The organism is Paenirhodobacter sp. YD-8, assembly GCF_056590935.1.
On the sequence record NZ_CM152649.1, the window covers coordinates 2,529,018 to 2,542,354 of the forward strand.

The 13,337-nt window shown below is 68.8% G+C and carries 16 protein-coding genes; 7 read left to right on the forward strand and 9 right to left on the reverse strand.

Annotation, left to right across the window (positions count from 1 at the left end; all coding sequences use genetic code 11):
• Positions 1-75 precede the first annotated feature (75 nt).
• Positions 76-414: a TraR/DksA family transcriptional regulator gene (locus AC0QTQ_RS12335; protein ID WP_480256820.1), complete on the reverse strand. Its 339-nt coding sequence runs from the start codon at positions 412-414 to the stop codon at positions 76-78.
• Between the two features lie 90 nt (positions 415-504).
• Between AC0QTQ_RS12335 and AC0QTQ_RS12340 the strand changes: the two genes are divergently transcribed.
• Complete coding sequence (locus AC0QTQ_RS12340; protein WP_480256821.1) at positions 505-1,065, forward strand: nucleotidyltransferase family protein; 561 nt, start codon at positions 505-507, stop codon at positions 1,063-1,065.
• A 3-nt stretch (positions 1,066-1,068) separates the two neighbouring features.
• On the opposite strand, the gene AC0QTQ_RS12345 is transcribed toward AC0QTQ_RS12340, so the two are convergent.
• From AC0QTQ_RS12345 to AC0QTQ_RS12380, 8 genes are read right to left on the reverse strand one after another with little or no spacing between them, the layout of a single operon-like run.
• Positions 1,069-1,560, reverse strand: a complete 492-nt coding sequence (locus AC0QTQ_RS12345; RefSeq protein WP_480256822.1) for an amidohydrolase family protein — start codon at positions 1,558-1,560, stop codon at positions 1,069-1,071.
• Positions 1,560-2,384, reverse strand: a complete 825-nt coding sequence (locus tag AC0QTQ_RS12350; protein ID WP_480256823.1) for an amidohydrolase family protein — start codon at positions 2,382-2,384, stop codon at positions 1,560-1,562. The genes AC0QTQ_RS12345 and AC0QTQ_RS12350 overlap by 1 nt, the downstream gene beginning before the upstream one ends.
• Positions 2,385-2,387: 3 nt before the next feature.
• Entirely contained in the window at positions 2,388-3,251 is an 864-nt protein-coding gene (locus AC0QTQ_RS12355; RefSeq protein WP_480256824.1) for an aromatic ring-hydroxylating dioxygenase subunit alpha, read from the reverse strand.
• Between the two features lie 10 nt (positions 3,252-3,261).
• Positions 3,262-4,668: an 8-oxoguanine deaminase gene (locus AC0QTQ_RS12360; protein ID WP_480256825.1), complete on the reverse strand. Its 1,407-nt coding sequence runs from the start codon at positions 4,666-4,668 to the stop codon at positions 3,262-3,264.
• Positions 4,665-5,600: an ABC transporter permease gene (locus tag AC0QTQ_RS12365; RefSeq protein WP_480256826.1), complete on the reverse strand. Its 936-nt coding sequence runs from the start codon at positions 5,598-5,600 to the stop codon at positions 4,665-4,667. The genes AC0QTQ_RS12360 and AC0QTQ_RS12365 overlap by 4 nt, the downstream gene beginning before the upstream one ends.
• Position 5,601: 1 nt before the next feature.
• Positions 5,602-6,651: an ABC transporter permease gene (locus AC0QTQ_RS12370; protein ID WP_480256827.1), complete on the reverse strand. Its 1,050-nt coding sequence runs from the start codon at positions 6,649-6,651 to the stop codon at positions 5,602-5,604.
• Positions 6,648-8,204, reverse strand: coding sequence for an ABC transporter ATP-binding protein (locus tag AC0QTQ_RS12375; RefSeq protein WP_480256828.1), 1,557 nt, complete (start codon positions 8,202-8,204; stop codon positions 6,648-6,650). Before AC0QTQ_RS12375 ends, AC0QTQ_RS12370 begins: the two co-directional genes overlap by 4 nt.
• A gap of 7 nt (positions 8,205-8,211) precedes the next feature.
• The gene (locus AC0QTQ_RS12380) at positions 8,212-9,336 is read right to left on the reverse strand and encodes a BMP family ABC transporter substrate-binding protein (protein ID WP_480256829.1); all 1,125 of its coding nucleotides are present in this window, start codon (positions 9,334-9,336) and stop codon (positions 8,212-8,214) included.
• Between the two features lie 292 nt (positions 9,337-9,628).
• Here AC0QTQ_RS12380 and AC0QTQ_RS12385 point away from each other — a divergent pair, with 292 nt between their 5' ends.
• The 6 genes from AC0QTQ_RS12385 to AC0QTQ_RS12410 all read left to right on the forward strand — a co-directional run bounded on the left by AC0QTQ_RS12385 (position 9,629) and on the right by AC0QTQ_RS12410 (position 13,324).
• Positions 9,629-9,886: a hypothetical protein gene (locus tag AC0QTQ_RS12385; RefSeq protein WP_480256830.1), complete on the forward strand. Its 258-nt coding sequence runs from the start codon at positions 9,629-9,631 to the stop codon at positions 9,884-9,886.
• A 24-nt stretch (positions 9,887-9,910) separates the two neighbouring features.
• Positions 9,911-10,558 (forward strand): Rieske 2Fe-2S domain-containing protein, encoded by a 648-nt coding sequence (locus AC0QTQ_RS12390; RefSeq protein ID WP_480256831.1) that lies wholly within the window; start codon positions 9,911-9,913, stop codon positions 10,556-10,558.
• Complete coding sequence (locus tag AC0QTQ_RS12395) at positions 10,555-11,184, forward strand: glutathione S-transferase family protein (protein WP_480256832.1); 630 nt, start codon at positions 10,555-10,557, stop codon at positions 11,182-11,184. The genes AC0QTQ_RS12390 and AC0QTQ_RS12395 overlap by 4 nt, the downstream gene beginning before the upstream one ends.
• Positions 11,185-11,192: 8 nt before the next feature.
• On the forward strand, positions 11,193-12,113 hold the full coding sequence (locus AC0QTQ_RS12400; protein ID WP_121533208.1) for a LysR family transcriptional regulator: 921 nt from the start codon (positions 11,193-11,195) through the stop codon (positions 12,111-12,113).
• 105 nt (positions 12,114-12,218) lie between these two features.
• The gene (locus AC0QTQ_RS12405; RefSeq protein ID WP_113900952.1) at positions 12,219-12,719 is read left to right on the forward strand and encodes a thiamine pyrophosphate-binding protein; all 501 of its coding nucleotides are present in this window, start codon (positions 12,219-12,221) and stop codon (positions 12,717-12,719) included.
• Positions 12,716-13,324: a thiamine pyrophosphate-dependent enzyme gene (locus tag AC0QTQ_RS12410; RefSeq protein WP_121533206.1), complete on the forward strand. Its 609-nt coding sequence runs from the start codon at positions 12,716-12,718 to the stop codon at positions 13,322-13,324. The genes AC0QTQ_RS12405 and AC0QTQ_RS12410 overlap by 4 nt, the downstream gene beginning before the upstream one ends.
• The last annotated feature ends 13 nt before the right edge of the window (positions 13,325-13,337 follow it).

The following is a 13,337-nucleotide window of genomic DNA, read 5'->3' on the forward strand; positions in this document are numbered from 1 at the left end:
GCAGAGTTTACGGACAACCCCTGCTGCTGCAAGGAAAAACCGCCCCTTTCCAGAGACTTGAACGCCAAGCCCCGATCAGACGGCGGTTTTGCGCTTGGGCGCGTGGTTGCGGCAGAAGGGGGTTGCCGGCAACAGATCGAGCCGTTCCTCCGAGATCTTCTCGCCGCAAACGGTGCAATAGCCGTATTCGCCCTCGTCCATCCGCCGCTCGGCCGCCTCGATCATCCGCATCTCGTCCTGCGCCGAGACGCCCAGGCCCCGCAACACCTCGTCGGTCTCGTGCCAAGTCGCCTGTTCGGCCCAGTCCTTCTCGCCCTCGCTCTCCTCGAGGTCGTCGGAAATCTGGTCGACGCGCGCCAGAAGGAGCGCCTTGCGGGCTTCGAGTTCCGCCCGTCGGGTATCGAGGGATTTCATGGCTTTCTCCTCTATTTCCGGTGTATTGTGGTCGGACGTGTAAAAAGTGGCCTTGATTCAGGTCAATCCTGCGGGGCGGAAGGGATGAGAATGACGCGCACCATCGGTGCCATGCTTGCGGCGGGGATCTCGCGCCGCTTCGGACCCGAAGACAAACTGCTTGCCCCCTTTCGCGGTCGTCCACTTGCCACCCATGCCGCGCACGCCCTGCTGGCGGTCCCGGTTGACGAACGGGTCGCGGTGATCTCCTCTCCCGCACTGCGCCCGCTGCTGGCCGATTACGAGATCGTCGAGGTCACCCCGGGTTGCACCCAGTCGGACAGCCTGCGCGCCGCGGTCGACCATGCCGAGGCGGTCGGCGCCGAGCTGCTGCTGATCGTGCTGGCCGACATGCCGCGGGTGCCGCCCTCGCTGATGCGTCAGGTGCTGGAACATGCCGCGGCCGACCGTCCGGCCTCGGCCTGGGCGGGCAGCCATGGCGCGCCGCCGGTCTGCCTGCCGGCCTCGATGTTCGACGAGCTGCGCGCACTCGAGGGCGACCGCGGCGCGGGCAGCCTGCTGCGCGGCGCGCCCGGCGTGGTGCGGGTGCCCTGCATGCCGCACCTGCTGGCCGATATCGACACGCCCGAGGATCTGGCGCAGCTGCAATAGGCCTCAGCGGCGGAGACGCTCGACGCCGTCGGTCCAGACCCGCGCGATATTCGGCCGGCTGGCCCCGTGCAGGATCTTCTCCAGCAGCCGCTCGCCGGTCTGGCCAAAGACCCGGATCGTGCCGTCGGGCGCCGTGGTGTCGACCGCCATCGCGTCGAACTTCAGCCCCGGCACGAAGGCGCCGACCGGCAGGCCAAGCGCCTCGGCCCCGCCGCGGGTGGCCAGATGGAAGGCCGTGCGCATGTCGATGCGGGACGGCCCCGCGCCGCGCCCGGCAGGCGGCAGACCGGCATCGACGCCCCCCTCGCGCATCCGCGCCGCGGCCACCGCCATCCGCGCCGCCTCGAAGATCGAGGGCGCAGGCCCGCCCGAGATGTCGGTGCCAAGCCCGACCCGCAGCCCGCGCGCGAGCGCCGCGCGCAGCGGGAACACGGCATTGGCGAAATAGGCGTTCGAGAGCGGGCAATGCGCGACGCCCGCGCCATGGTCGCGCATCAGATCCATGTCCCCGAGGGCGACAGATGCGTCGCATGGGCAAAGACCGAATGCGCCGGCATCAGGCCGAAATGGGCCAGCGTCTCGGCATCCGAGCGGCCCATGCGGGTGCGCACGAAGCCATGTTCCCAATCGCTTTCCGAGACATGCGACTGCACCCGCACCCCGGTCTCGGCGGCAAGCCGGCCAAGCCCCTCGAGGCAGGCGTCGGTGCAGGCGGGCACGAAGCGCGGGGTGATCGCGGCGGCGACCAGCCCGGCATTGCCCGGCAGCGCGGCGATATGGGCGATCACCGCGCGGCTGCCGTCGACCGCCGCCTCGGCCGAGGCGTCGCGGTAGAACTCGGGGCAGGTCTCTGGGTGATCCATCGCCACCTTGCCGATCACCGCGCGCTGGCCGAGTTCAAGGCAGATCTCGGCGAGCCGGTTCGTCGCCGGCACATGGATCGTGGCGAAATGCAGCGCCGAGGTGGTGCCGAGCGCCAGCATGTCGGCGATCAGCGCGCGATAGACCGTCTCGGCGAAATCGAGATCGGCAAAGCGCGCCTCGAGCGGGAAGGTATAGGCGTTCAGCCAGTCCTCGAGCGGCAGGTCGAGCGCGGTGCCAAGCTGGGCATATTGCGGCGCGTGCACATGCAGATCGACAAAGCCCGGCAACAGCACCTGCCCCGCGGGCAGGCGCTCGGCGTCGGGCGCGTGGCCGCCCGGCTCGACCGACAGGATGGTGCCGTCCTCGGCCAGGGTGAAGAGCGCATCGCTCAGTTCCTCCAGCTCGCCCGCGCGGGGGGCATGGAAGGCATCGGCGATCAGCCGGCGCAGGCGCATCGCTCAGGCCGCCTTCGGGCCGAGGCTGGTGCCATAGAGGCAGTTCTTCTCCTTCAGCCAGCGCCGATAGGCGATCGAGGAGGCATCGGCGCGGGTCGGCGTCTCGGCCCGCGGCTCGAGCGGCAAAAGCACCGGGCGCTGGTTCTCGAGGATGATCTTGTCTTGCAGGAAGATCACCTGCTGGAAGGCGATCAGGTCCTGCGTCGTGCCCTCGTCATCGAGCAGGAACATCACCGGATGCGCGATCGAGACGCCGGGCTCGACCGGCTGCACGAAGAGGCAGATCACGTCCCACCGCGTCGCCGAATTCGGGCAGGTCTTGTAGAGCAGCACGGTGAAGGGCGTGGTGACGCGATAGATGTAATCGGTGCGGATCGCGCCGGTCGCGGCCAGCGCCGCCTTCGGCTGGGTGAAGACGCAATCCGTCGCCCAGACCTCGTCGACGTCGCGGCGGATCTCGCACTTGTATTTCTCGACCTCGGTCAGCGGTTCCGAGCCGAGGATGTCGGTGTGCACGAAGGGGAAATGCGCCATGTCGAGGAAGTTCTCGATCACCCGCGGCGCCGAGGCGCGCACCGGGATCGCGCCGCAAGGCACATAGCGGCGGTCGCGCTCGTCGGCCTCGGCGATCTCGGGCACCTCGCCCGCGGGCATGCCGGTCGTCGTCCACAGATAGCCATAGCGCTCGCGCACGGGCAGTTCCGCCTCGTCCAGCCGCACCGAGAGCGCATCGCCGCGTTTCGTCACCACGAGGTCATGGCCCAGAAGCCGCGTGCCATGGGCGCCCTGCGGCATGTCCTGAATGCAGCCAAGGCAGAACCACTGGTCATTGCTGTCATCCGTCACTTCGGGAACAAGAGCGTTCATTACCATCTCCTCAGGCATAGATCCGCGCCATGGTCTGGCCATGCTCGGCAAGGGCGGCCTCGATGTCGAGCCGGGTGAAGCCCCGCCGCTCGATCACCGGCACACCGTTGATGAAGGAATAATCGACCGCGAAGGGGCCGCACATGACGAGCGCAGCAAGCGGATCGCGCTGCGTGCCGGCAAGGCCGAGCTGATCGCGGCGCACCGCGATGACGTCGGCGGCCTTGCCCGGCGCGAGCTGGCCGATGTCGTCACGGCCAAGCAGCTTCGCCCCGCCCCGCGTCGCCATCCACAGCGCCTCGCGCGCCGACAGCGCCGCCGGCGTGCCGCCGAAGCCGCCGCGCCCGCCGGGCTTGGCCGACAGGTATCTCGCCGGGGCGACGCGCTGCAGATACTGGGCCATGCGCGCCTCCTGGAACATGTTCGAGGTGTCGTTCGAGGCCGAGCCGTCGACGCCGAGCCCCACCGTCACCCCGGCATCGAGCATCTCGCGCGCCCGCATGATGCCAAGGCCGCAACGCATGTGCGCCGAGGGGCAGAAGGTGGCGCCGGTGCCGGTCTCGGCGAACAGCCGGATCTCGGCATCGTCCAGGAAGATCGCATGCGCGAACCAGACATCGGGGCCGAGCCAGCCGACGCTTTCGGCGTAGCCGACCGAGCGCATGCCATAGATCTCGTGGCAATAGACCTCTTCGTCGAGCACCTCGGCGATGTGGGAATGCAGATGCACCCCCCGGTGCGACCGCGCCAGCTCGGCCGCCTCGCGCATCAGCCCGGGGGTCACCGAGAAGGCCGAACAGGGCGCCAGAACGATGCGCGTCATCGCCCCCTCGCTCATGTCGTGATAGCGGTGGATCAGCCGCTCGGCGTCGCGCAGGATGTCCTCTTCCTCCTCGACGCAGCTGTCGGGCGGCAGGCCGCCCTTGCTTTCGCCGCGCGACATCGCGCCCCGCGCCGCATGAAAGCGCATCCCCATCTCCTGCGCGACACGGATCGGTGTGTCGAGGGTGCAGTCGTTGGGCATGATATACTGGTGATCGGAGGAGGTGGTGCAGCCCGAGGCGATCAGCTCGGCCATCGCCATGCGGGCCGCGACCTCCATCGCCCGGTCGTCGATCCGCGCCCAGATCGGATAGAGCGTCTTCAGCCAGTCGAAGAGCGGATCGTCCTGCACCATCACCCGGGTCAGGTTCTGATAGAAATGGTGGTGGGTGTTCACCATTCCCGGCATGACGACGTGATCGCTCAGGTCGATCACCCGGTCGGCCGCGACGTCCGCGAAGTCGGCCATCGGTCCGACCGCGGCGATGCGGGTGCCGTCGATCAGCAGCCCCGCATCGGTCAGCTCGCGCCCGGCCGGGCCGCCCGCGTCGTCGAAGGTCGCAAGGACCGAGATGTTCTTCAGCAGGGTCTTCATCGCACGTCCCGGAAATAGGGTTCGGTCAGGCCTTCGGGCGCGGCCATCAGCCGGCGCATCCGCTGCCAGGCCAGCACCGGCACGATCATCAGCGCGATCGTGCCAAGGTAAGGCAGCATCGACAGGATCGAGGCGGCGACCGGCCAGTTCCGCGCCTGCCCGACGAAGCCAAGCGCGGTGACGAAACCGAACAGCAGCGCCGCGAGCACCGCGTTCACCGGGCGGAAGCCCGCGAAGATCACCAGCGCGACGGCGATCCAGCCGCGGCCCGAGACCACGCCCTCGGACCAGCTCGGCACGAAGGCGAGCGTCAGATAGGCCCCGGCGCCTGCGGCGAGCGCCGCGCCAAGCGCGGTGTACCAGAAGCGGAACTTCATCACCGGGATGCCCGCGGCATCGGCGGCGGCCGGGTTCTCGCCCACGGCGCGCATGTTCAGCCCGTGGCGGGTGTGGAACATCAGCCAGTGCAGCACCACCGGCAACACCAGGAAGATGATGTAGACGAGGATGTTGTGGCTGAAGAAGGCGCGCCCGACGAAGGGCAGGTCCGACAGGAAGCCAAGGTCGAGCGGGCGGAAGGTGGCGGGCGACGGGCTGCCCGAGACGGGCTTGCCCAGCGTCGCCGCCATGCCGGTGCCGATATAGGTCAGCGCGAGCCCGCTCAGCACCTGATTGGCGCGGATCACCACCGTGGCGAAGGCATAGACCATGCCGACGACCAGCCCGACGAGCAGCGCCGCGCCGAAACCGAGCCAGGGATGGGGCGAGGCGACGACGGTGGTGATCGCGGTCATCGCGCCCAGCGCCATCAGCCCCTCGACACCGAGGTTGACGACGCCCACCCGTTCGGCCAGCACCTCGCCCAGCGCCGCAAGCGCCAGCACCCCGCCGGCCAGGAAAGCGGTCTGGATCAGCCCTGCGAGAATATCCATCTCACGCTCCCTTCGCGAGTTTGACGATGCGGTATTTCGCGGCCTCGTCGCCGATCGCCGCGTAAAGCAGGATCAGCCCGGTCAGCGCGAGCACGGTGTGGGTGGTCAGCCCCTGGGTCTGCAAGATGATGCCGCCGTTCAGGATGGTGGCCATCAGGAAGGCGGTGGCGATGGTGCCGAGCGGCGCAGCGCGGGCCAGAACGGCGACCATGATGCCGAGATAGCCGTAATTGTTCGAGATCCCGCCCTGCAGCCGGCCGACGGTGCCCGCAACCTCCATCATCCCGCCCAGCCCGGCGATGGCGCCCGAAAGCAGCATCACCGCGATCAGATGGCGCCGCACCGGCATGCCCGCATAGCGCGCCGCCCCCGGGTTCGAGCCGCCGATCCGCACCTCATAGCCCCAGCGGGTGAAGGCAAAGACCGCGGCCAGCCCCACGGCGAGGATCACCGCGACCGGCAGCCCCCAATGCACGATGCCCCAGAATTCGGGCACCGAGACCGGCAGCCGCGCGGTGGTCGCGAGCGCATGCCCCGACGGGTCCAGCCAGGGCCCGGTCGAGACCCAATAGACCAAGAGCAGCGCGACGAAGTTCAAAAGCAATGTGGTGATCAGCTCGGACACGCCCGCATAGGCGCGCGCAAGCGTCGGCACCAGGATCCAGGCGGCCCCCGCCAGCGCCCCCGCGACGGCCATCGCCGGCAGCAGCGCCCAGTCCGGCCCCGGCACGAAAAGCGCGATCCCCGCCGCGGCAAAGGCGCCCAGATTGAACTGCCCCTCGGCGCCGATGTTCCACGCCCCGATCCGCAGCGCCACCGCGACCGCCAGCCCGCAATAAAGGAGTGGCGTGAACAAAAGCGCCAGATCCTCGAGCCCGAAGCTCGATCCGAAGGTCGATTTCAGCACCCGGCCAGCCAGCGCCAGAGGCTCCATGCCGACAAGTTTCAGCACCAGCCCCGCAGTCAGCAGCGCCAGCACCACCGAGGCGATGCGCGCCGCAAAGGCGACCGAGGGTTTCGCGACCGGCAGGCGTTGCAGACGATAGCTCATGCCGCGTGCCTCCCGCCCATCATCAGGCCGATCGCCTCGATCTCCGCGCCCTCGGCGGGCACGACCCCCATGATCTCGCCATGAAACATCACGGCGATCCGGTCAGCGAGGGTCAACAGCTCCTCCAGTTCCTCGGACACCAGAACCACGGCGACGCCGGCGTCGCGCAGCTCGGTGAAATAGCGCATCATCGTGTTGATCGCGCCGACATCGAGCCCGCGCGAGGGATAGGCCGCAACCAGCACCTTCGAGGCGATGCGCATCTCGCGCCGCGCCACCAGGCGTTGCTGGTTGCCGCCCGAGAGGTTGCGCGCCGGCATCTCGAAGCTCGGCACCATGACCTCGGCGGCGGCGGCGATCTCGCGCGCGAGCCGCGTCGCCCGCCAGGGCCGGAACAGCGGCCCGAGCGACAGCGGCGGTTTCGCGTATTCGCGCAGAACCGCGTTGTCGGTGATCGAGAGCGCCGGCGCCATGCCGGCGTGCAGCCGGTCCTCGGGGATATGGCCCACGCCCTGCGCCGCGATCCTGCGTGCGCCGGCACGGGTGACATCGGCGCCCTCCAGCCACACCCGGCCGGTCGTCGGCACCGCAAGCCCGGTCATCACCTGCGTCAGCTCGCGCTGGCCATTGCCCGCGACCCCGGCGATGCCGAGGATCTCGCCCGCACGCAGCTCGAGCGAGACGTTCTTCAGCAGTGTCACACCCTCGGACATCAGGCTGACGCCCTCAAGCGCCAGCACCGGCGCGCCGATGCGGCCGATGTCGGCGCCGCGCATGTCGCTCAGCACGATCTCGCGGCCGACCATCTGCTGTGCGAGGCTCGTCTCGGTGCAGGCCTCGGTCCAGTCGGTCGCCACCTTGCGGCCCTGCCGCAGGATGGTGACGCGATGCGCGATCTCCAGCACCTCGTCGAGCTTGTGGCTGATGAAGATCACCGCATTGCCCTCGGCCACGAAGGCGCGCAGGGCGGCGAAAAGCTCGCGCGCCTCGGCGGGCGTCAGCACCGCCGTCGGCTCGTCAAGGATCAGCACCCGCGCCTTGCGGGCAAGGACCCGCAGGATCTCGACGCGCTGCTGCTCGCCGGTCGACAGCTCGGCCACCCGCGCCGCCGGGTTGACGGCGAGACCGAGCCGCGACGACAGCTCGGCCGTGCGCGCCTCGAGCGCCGCGCGCGAGATCCGCCTTGGCGTCTCGCTCCAGCCCAGATGGATGTTCTCGGCCACGGTGAAGGCGCGCACTAGCTTGAAGTGCTGGTGCACCATGCCGATGCCCGCCGCGATCGCATCGACCGGCGAGGCAAAGCTGACCGCGCGGCCGCCGACGATGATCTCGCCCGAGTCGGGCTGATAGATGCCCGTCAGGATGTTCATCAGCGTCGACTTGCCGGCGCCGTTCTCGCCCAGAAGCGCGTGGATCTCGCCCGGGAAGACGTCGAGATCGACATCGGCATTGGCGATCACGCCCGGGAAGACTTTGCCAACCCCGCGCAGCGAGACAAGCGGAGGCGTCCCGGGCGCCAGCCCGAGACGCGACTGGATCGAAGGCTCTGCCATCGCCGCCTCAGGCGTCGAGGCCCGAGACGCCCTCGATCGACCAGTCCCAGTGATAGAGTTCTTCCTCGGTCATCTTCTGGCCCGCGGCGACCTTGATGTTGCCCTTCGAGTCCTTGATCTCGCCGACGAAGGGGCTCCAGCCCTCTTCCATCATCTTCGTGCGCGCGGCATCGGCCTTGGCGGCGACCTCGGGCGGCACCGTCTCGCCCCAGACGTCGCGGTCGACGCCCTGGCCCATCGGCAGCAGCCCGTAGGTCGGCGTCCATTCGCCCGCAAGGCGGCGGCGCACCTGCTCGACGTAGAAGGGTTTGAAGTCGACCATGATCGAGGTGATGTAGGCCTTCGGGCCATAGCGGCGCAGGTCGGTGTTCCACATCACCGCCTTCGCGCCCCGCGCCTCGGCGACCTGCAGATAGCCGGCCTCGTCCATGATCCCGAAGAGCACGTCGCAACCATTGTCGAGAAGCGCGGTGCCGGCCTGGGTCGCGGCCTGCGGATCGAACCACGAGTTGATGACGATGCACTGCACGGTCGCGGCCGGGTTCACCGTGCGCGCGCCCATCAGGAAGGCGTTGGTGCCGGAATAGACCGAGGGCACCGGGAAGGAGGCGACATAGCCGAGCTTGCCCGATTTCGACATCGCACCCGCGGCGATGCCCGCGACATAGGACGGATACCAGTGCTGCACGTAATAGGTGCCGAGGTTGTCCATGTGGGTGCGGCCGTCGCATTCATAGAAGGCAACCTCGGGGGCGCGCTTGGCGACGTCATAGAGGAAATCGCCATAGTTCGAGGTGGCGAAGACCATGTTCGCCCCGTCGGCAACGAACTGGCGGAAGATGCGCGTGGCGTCGGCCGAATAGGGGACCGACTCGACGAAGGAGGTGCGGATGCCCGGGAAGGCCGCCTCGACCGCCTTCATCCCCTGGTCATGCGCCCAGGTCCAGCCCTCGTCCGAGACCGGGCCGGTGTGGCCGAAGGCGATCATCGCATCCTTGACGTCGACGGGGGCGAGCGGCGCCTGCGCGAAGGCGGGGCGCACGAGCCCGGTTCGCGGCAGCAGCAGGCCCGCGCCCGCGGCGGCGCCCATGTTCAGAAAGCCGCGGCGGGAAAGAGACTTGATAGAGATCATGAGGAGGCTCCCAGTGTCGGTTGGCGGGTCCGCTCTTGCCGGCGGAACTCCGTGTCATCGGTTCTGTCGTGGACGGGGCTGCGGAACCGCGCACCGTTTGCATCTGCAGCGTGCCCCGATTCCGGCCGTTCTGACTAGCGCCAAATCCGAGACCTCAACGTTGCGCTGAACGCAACACTTGACGGGCCGGCCGGGGCTGGTCTTACTGAGCCGCGACCGGCCCCGGAGCGATGGGATCCACCGCGCCTCCGGCCCTCCGGCCAGACCCGTTCCACCGCCCGAAAGGCCTGCCATGCCTGCTTCCCGGCGCCCTGCATCGCGCGCGACCTTCACCTTCTCCGGGCAGATCCGCCCGGACAGCTTCGCCGAATTCGCCGCCCACCGCGCGGCACGGCTGTCGATCGCGCTCGACACCCTTGCGCTTGATGCAACAGCGGCGCGGCTGCGCGTCAGTGGCGCCCCGGACCTGCTCGACGCCTTCGAGATGGCGATGAGCCTCGGCCCGGCGGATTGCCTAGTGCGCGCGGTGGACCGCAATGACAACAACTGAACGACCAACAGCGAGGATCGAAGAATGACTGGGACGCAATGGGTGCCGCTTGCCCTTGCCCGTGACATCACGCCGGGCACCTCGGCGGGAACCGTGGCGGAGGGCGCCGAGATCGTGGTCTGGCGCGACACCGACGGGCGCGCCCATGTCTGGGAGGACCGCTGCCCGCATCGCGGCATGAAGATGAGCTTCGGCTTCGTGCGCGGCGATCACATCGCCTGCCTCTATCACGGCTGGGAATTCGACGAGGGCGGCACCTGCCGCAAGATCCCCGCCCACCCCGAGCTCGAGGTGCCGGGCTCGATCTGCGTCGCGCGCTATGGCTGCACCGAGACCGGAGCGATGATCTGGGCGGCGCTGCCGCTCGGCGTCGAGACCGGCGAGCTGCCGGCTCTGCCCGACGCGGTGCCGGTGCGCTCGATCACCATCGAGGCCGGGCTGATCTCGGTGGCCAACATGCTGCTGAACGAGGAGAACGCGGTGATCGAGGGGGCGCTTGCGACCCTCGACAGCGCGCATGGGCCGCTTGCCATCGGCGTGCAGCCGATCCGCCCCGGGGCAGTCACGCTGCATATCGCCACCCGCCCCGGCGCCTCGACCGAGACCCTGCTCGCGATCTGTGACTGGGCCGAGACGCTGCGCCGCACCGCCGAGAAGGAGATCGCCGCATGAGCGCGCCGCTTCTGCACAATTACGACCTCGACGAGGATTGCTATCGCGCCCGGCTGGTCGCCGCCTGCAGCGGCGTCGCGCTCGATCTGCGTAACGTCGACATGTTCCCGGGCGCCGAACACCGCTCGGATGCCTACCTGCGGCTGAACCCGCTCGGCACGCTGCCGATCCTGCAGGACGAGACGCTGGTGCTGACCCAGCCCGAGGCGATCCTGCGCCGGATTGCCGCGCTCGATCCGGAACGGCGGCTGATGCCCGAGGACAGCATCATCGCCGCGCGCATCGACGACTGGCTGGCCTTCTGGGCGCAGCATCTGGCACCGGCGAAGGCCGCGCGCGAGATTGCGCTGATGGCAACACCCGGCGACCTTGCCGCGCTCTCGGCGCGCACCGCACGGATGCTGCGGGTGATGGAAGACCACATGACGCATCAGACGATCCGCGGCCTTGGCTTCTTCGCCGGGCCCGAGCTGACGCTCGCCGATCTGGCGCTGTTCCCGGCCTTCGCGCTCAGCCGCGACCACGGGCTCGACCACGACGCCTTCCCGGCGCTGCGGCTCTGGGCGCGGCGGGTGCGGCTGACCCCGGGCTTCATCACCATGCCGGGCATTCCGGATTATCACTGAGGGCACAGATGGACCTGCACCGGCTCGGGCTGATCTCGTCACGCACGCATCACTTCATGCTGGTGGCGCGGCTCGGCTCGATCCGGCAGGCGGCGCTCGCGATGAACGTCGCCCCCTCCTCGGTCAGCCGCACCATCAAGCAGCTGGAGGAGGACATCGGCACGCCGCTGTTCGAGCGCCAGAAGCAGCGGCTGAAGCTGACCTCGGCGGGCGAGCTGCTGCATTACCATTTGCGCCAGTCCGACCGCGAGCTGAAACGCGCGGTGACCGAGATCGGCGATCTTCAGGGGCTGCGGCGCGGCACCGTGACGCTTGCGGTAATCGAGAGTGCGGCCCGCGCGCTGGTGCCCGACGTGCTCGCCGCCTTCTGGATCCGCCACCCCGAGATCTCGGTCGACGTGCATGTCTGCGGCTCGCAGGAGGCGGTGGATCTGGTGACGCAGGGCGAGGCCGACATCGCCATCGCCTTCGACATGCGCCTGCCGCGCGGCGCGCGCCGGATCACCGCGGTGCAGCTGCCGCTTGGGGTGATGGTCGCCCCCGGCACCCGGCTGACGCAGCAGAAGGGGCCGTTGCGCTCCTATGACCTGGCCGGCGAGCGGGTGATCCTGTCGGACCATTCGCTCACCCTCGACAGCTCGATCGAACAGGTGCTCTCGGGCAGCTTCGTCGAATTCTCGCGCCGGGCAAGGACAAACTCGATCGGGCTGATGATCGACCTGGCCAAGCGCGGCCTCGGCACGGTGTTGCAGACCCAGCTCGGCGTGCAGGCCGAGATCGCGCGCGGCGAGCTGGTGTTCATCCCGCTCTCCGATTCGCGCCTCAGCGCGCGACGCCTGTCGCTGATCGCGCGGCCGAAGGGCGAGGCCTCGGAGGCGGCCGAGGCGCTTGGCTCCTCGCTCGGCCTCGCGCTCGAGCGGCTGGCCTGACAGGTGTTGCACCAGGCACAACGACTGGTTCGGAAATCATCGTCTTTTCGGAACACCGGAAAGCTGGTTGGCTGAGCGGGAAGACAACGCAGGAAAGACTCTCCCATGCAGCAAAGCGCCGTCGACGCCGTGATCCGCGGCCTCAAGCGCGCAGGCGTCTCGATCGTCTGCTACCTGCCGGATTCGCTCTTCAAGGAGCTCTATCCGGCGCTTGATGCCGATCCCGACATCCGCACCATCCGCGTCACCAACGAGGGCGAGGGCGCGGCGATCTGCGGCGGCGTGTTCCTCTCGGGCAAGCGCGCGGCGCTGGTGATGGAGAACTCGGGCCTGCGCGCCTCGGTCGAGCCGCTTGCCCGGATGGGGCTCGGCGCCGGCATCCCGGTGGTGATGCTGATGAGCTATCGCGGCGACATGGGCGAGAACAACTGGTGGGCGGTGCCGCATGGCGTGACGATGGAGCCGGTGCTGCAGGCGCTGCGCATCCCCTATGTGGTCGAGCGCGAGGAAGCGCGGATCGAGCAGGCGATCGTCGACGCCTACGAGCTGGCCTATGCCAGCTATTACCACACCGCGGTGGCGCTGTCGGGGAGCATCGTGCGATGAAACGCTTTGACTGCATGACGAAACTGGCCGCGATGCTGTCGGACGAGCTGGTGATCCTGTCGCTCGGCGCCTCGGTCGACGAATGGTACAACGCCGCCCCGCACATGCGCGCAGCCAGCCTGTTCCAGCAGCAGCTGGGCTGCGTCACGCCGCAGGCCTTCGGTCTGGCGGCGGGGCTTCCCGACCGCCGCATCGTCTCGCTCGACACCGACGGCGGCATGATGTTCAACCTCGGCATCCTCGCCACGCTGGGCAACGAACAGCCGAAGAACCTCTTCGTCGTGGTCTGGGACAACGAATGCTACCAGTCGATCGGCGGCCCGCCGACCCACACCGCCTTCGGCCGGGTCGACATCGCGGCGATCGCGCGCGGCGCGGGCGTGCCGCATGCCTATACCGCCCGCACCCTCGAGGAGTTCGAGGACCATTGCCGCAAGGGCCTCGCCGCGGCCGAGCCCTATATCGTCGTCGCCAAGGTCGCGGGCACGGTGCAGCCCGACATCCGCCGCAAGCATTCCGACGGGCGCGAGGACAAGTACATCTTCGTGCGCCATGTCGAGGCGACCGAGGGGATCACCATCATGGGCCCCTCGGAGCACAACTGAGACGGCACGCTGG

Bases quoted from the DNA above. Each gene is read 5' to 3' on its own strand.
- AC0QTQ_RS12335 (WP_480256820.1), bottom strand. From the start codon at position 414: ATGAAATCCCTCGATACCCGACGGGCGGAACTCGAAGCCCGCAAGGCG.
- AC0QTQ_RS12340 (WP_480256821.1), top strand. From the start codon at position 505: ATGACGCGCACCATCGGTGCCATGCTTGCGGCGGGGATCTCGCGCCGC.
- AC0QTQ_RS12345 (WP_480256822.1), bottom strand. From the start codon at position 1,560: ATGCGCGACCATGGCGCGGGCGTCGCGCATTGCCCGCTCTCGAACGCC.
- AC0QTQ_RS12350 (WP_480256823.1), bottom strand. From the start codon at position 2,384: ATGCGCCTGCGCCGGCTGATCGCCGATGCCTTCCATGCCCCCCGCGCG.
- AC0QTQ_RS12355 (WP_480256824.1), bottom strand. From the start codon at position 3,251: ATGAACGCTCTTGTTCCCGAAGTGACGGATGACAGCAATGACCAGTGG.
- AC0QTQ_RS12360 (WP_480256825.1), bottom strand. From the start codon at position 4,668: ATGAAGACCCTGCTGAAGAACATCTCGGTCCTTGCGACCTTCGACGAC.
- AC0QTQ_RS12365 (WP_480256826.1), bottom strand. From the start codon at position 5,600: ATGGATATTCTCGCAGGGCTGATCCAGACCGCTTTCCTGGCCGGCGGG.
- AC0QTQ_RS12370 (WP_480256827.1), bottom strand. From the start codon at position 6,651: ATGAGCTATCGTCTGCAACGCCTGCCGGTCGCGAAACCCTCGGTCGCC.
- AC0QTQ_RS12375 (WP_480256828.1), bottom strand. From the start codon at position 8,204: ATGGCAGAGCCTTCGATCCAGTCGCGTCTCGGGCTGGCGCCCGGGACG.
- AC0QTQ_RS12380 (WP_480256829.1), bottom strand. From the start codon at position 9,336: ATGATCTCTATCAAGTCTCTTTCCCGCCGCGGCTTTCTGAACATGGGC.
- AC0QTQ_RS12385 (WP_480256830.1), top strand. From the start codon at position 9,629: ATGCCTGCTTCCCGGCGCCCTGCATCGCGCGCGACCTTCACCTTCTCC.
- AC0QTQ_RS12390 (WP_480256831.1), top strand. From the start codon at position 9,911: ATGACTGGGACGCAATGGGTGCCGCTTGCCCTTGCCCGTGACATCACG.
- AC0QTQ_RS12395 (WP_480256832.1), top strand. From the start codon at position 10,555: ATGAGCGCGCCGCTTCTGCACAATTACGACCTCGACGAGGATTGCTAT.
- AC0QTQ_RS12400 (WP_121533208.1), top strand. From the start codon at position 11,193: ATGGACCTGCACCGGCTCGGGCTGATCTCGTCACGCACGCATCACTTC.
- AC0QTQ_RS12405 (WP_113900952.1), top strand. From the start codon at position 12,219: ATGCAGCAAAGCGCCGTCGACGCCGTGATCCGCGGCCTCAAGCGCGCA.
- AC0QTQ_RS12410 (WP_121533206.1), top strand. From the start codon at position 12,716: ATGAAACGCTTTGACTGCATGACGAAACTGGCCGCGATGCTGTCGGAC.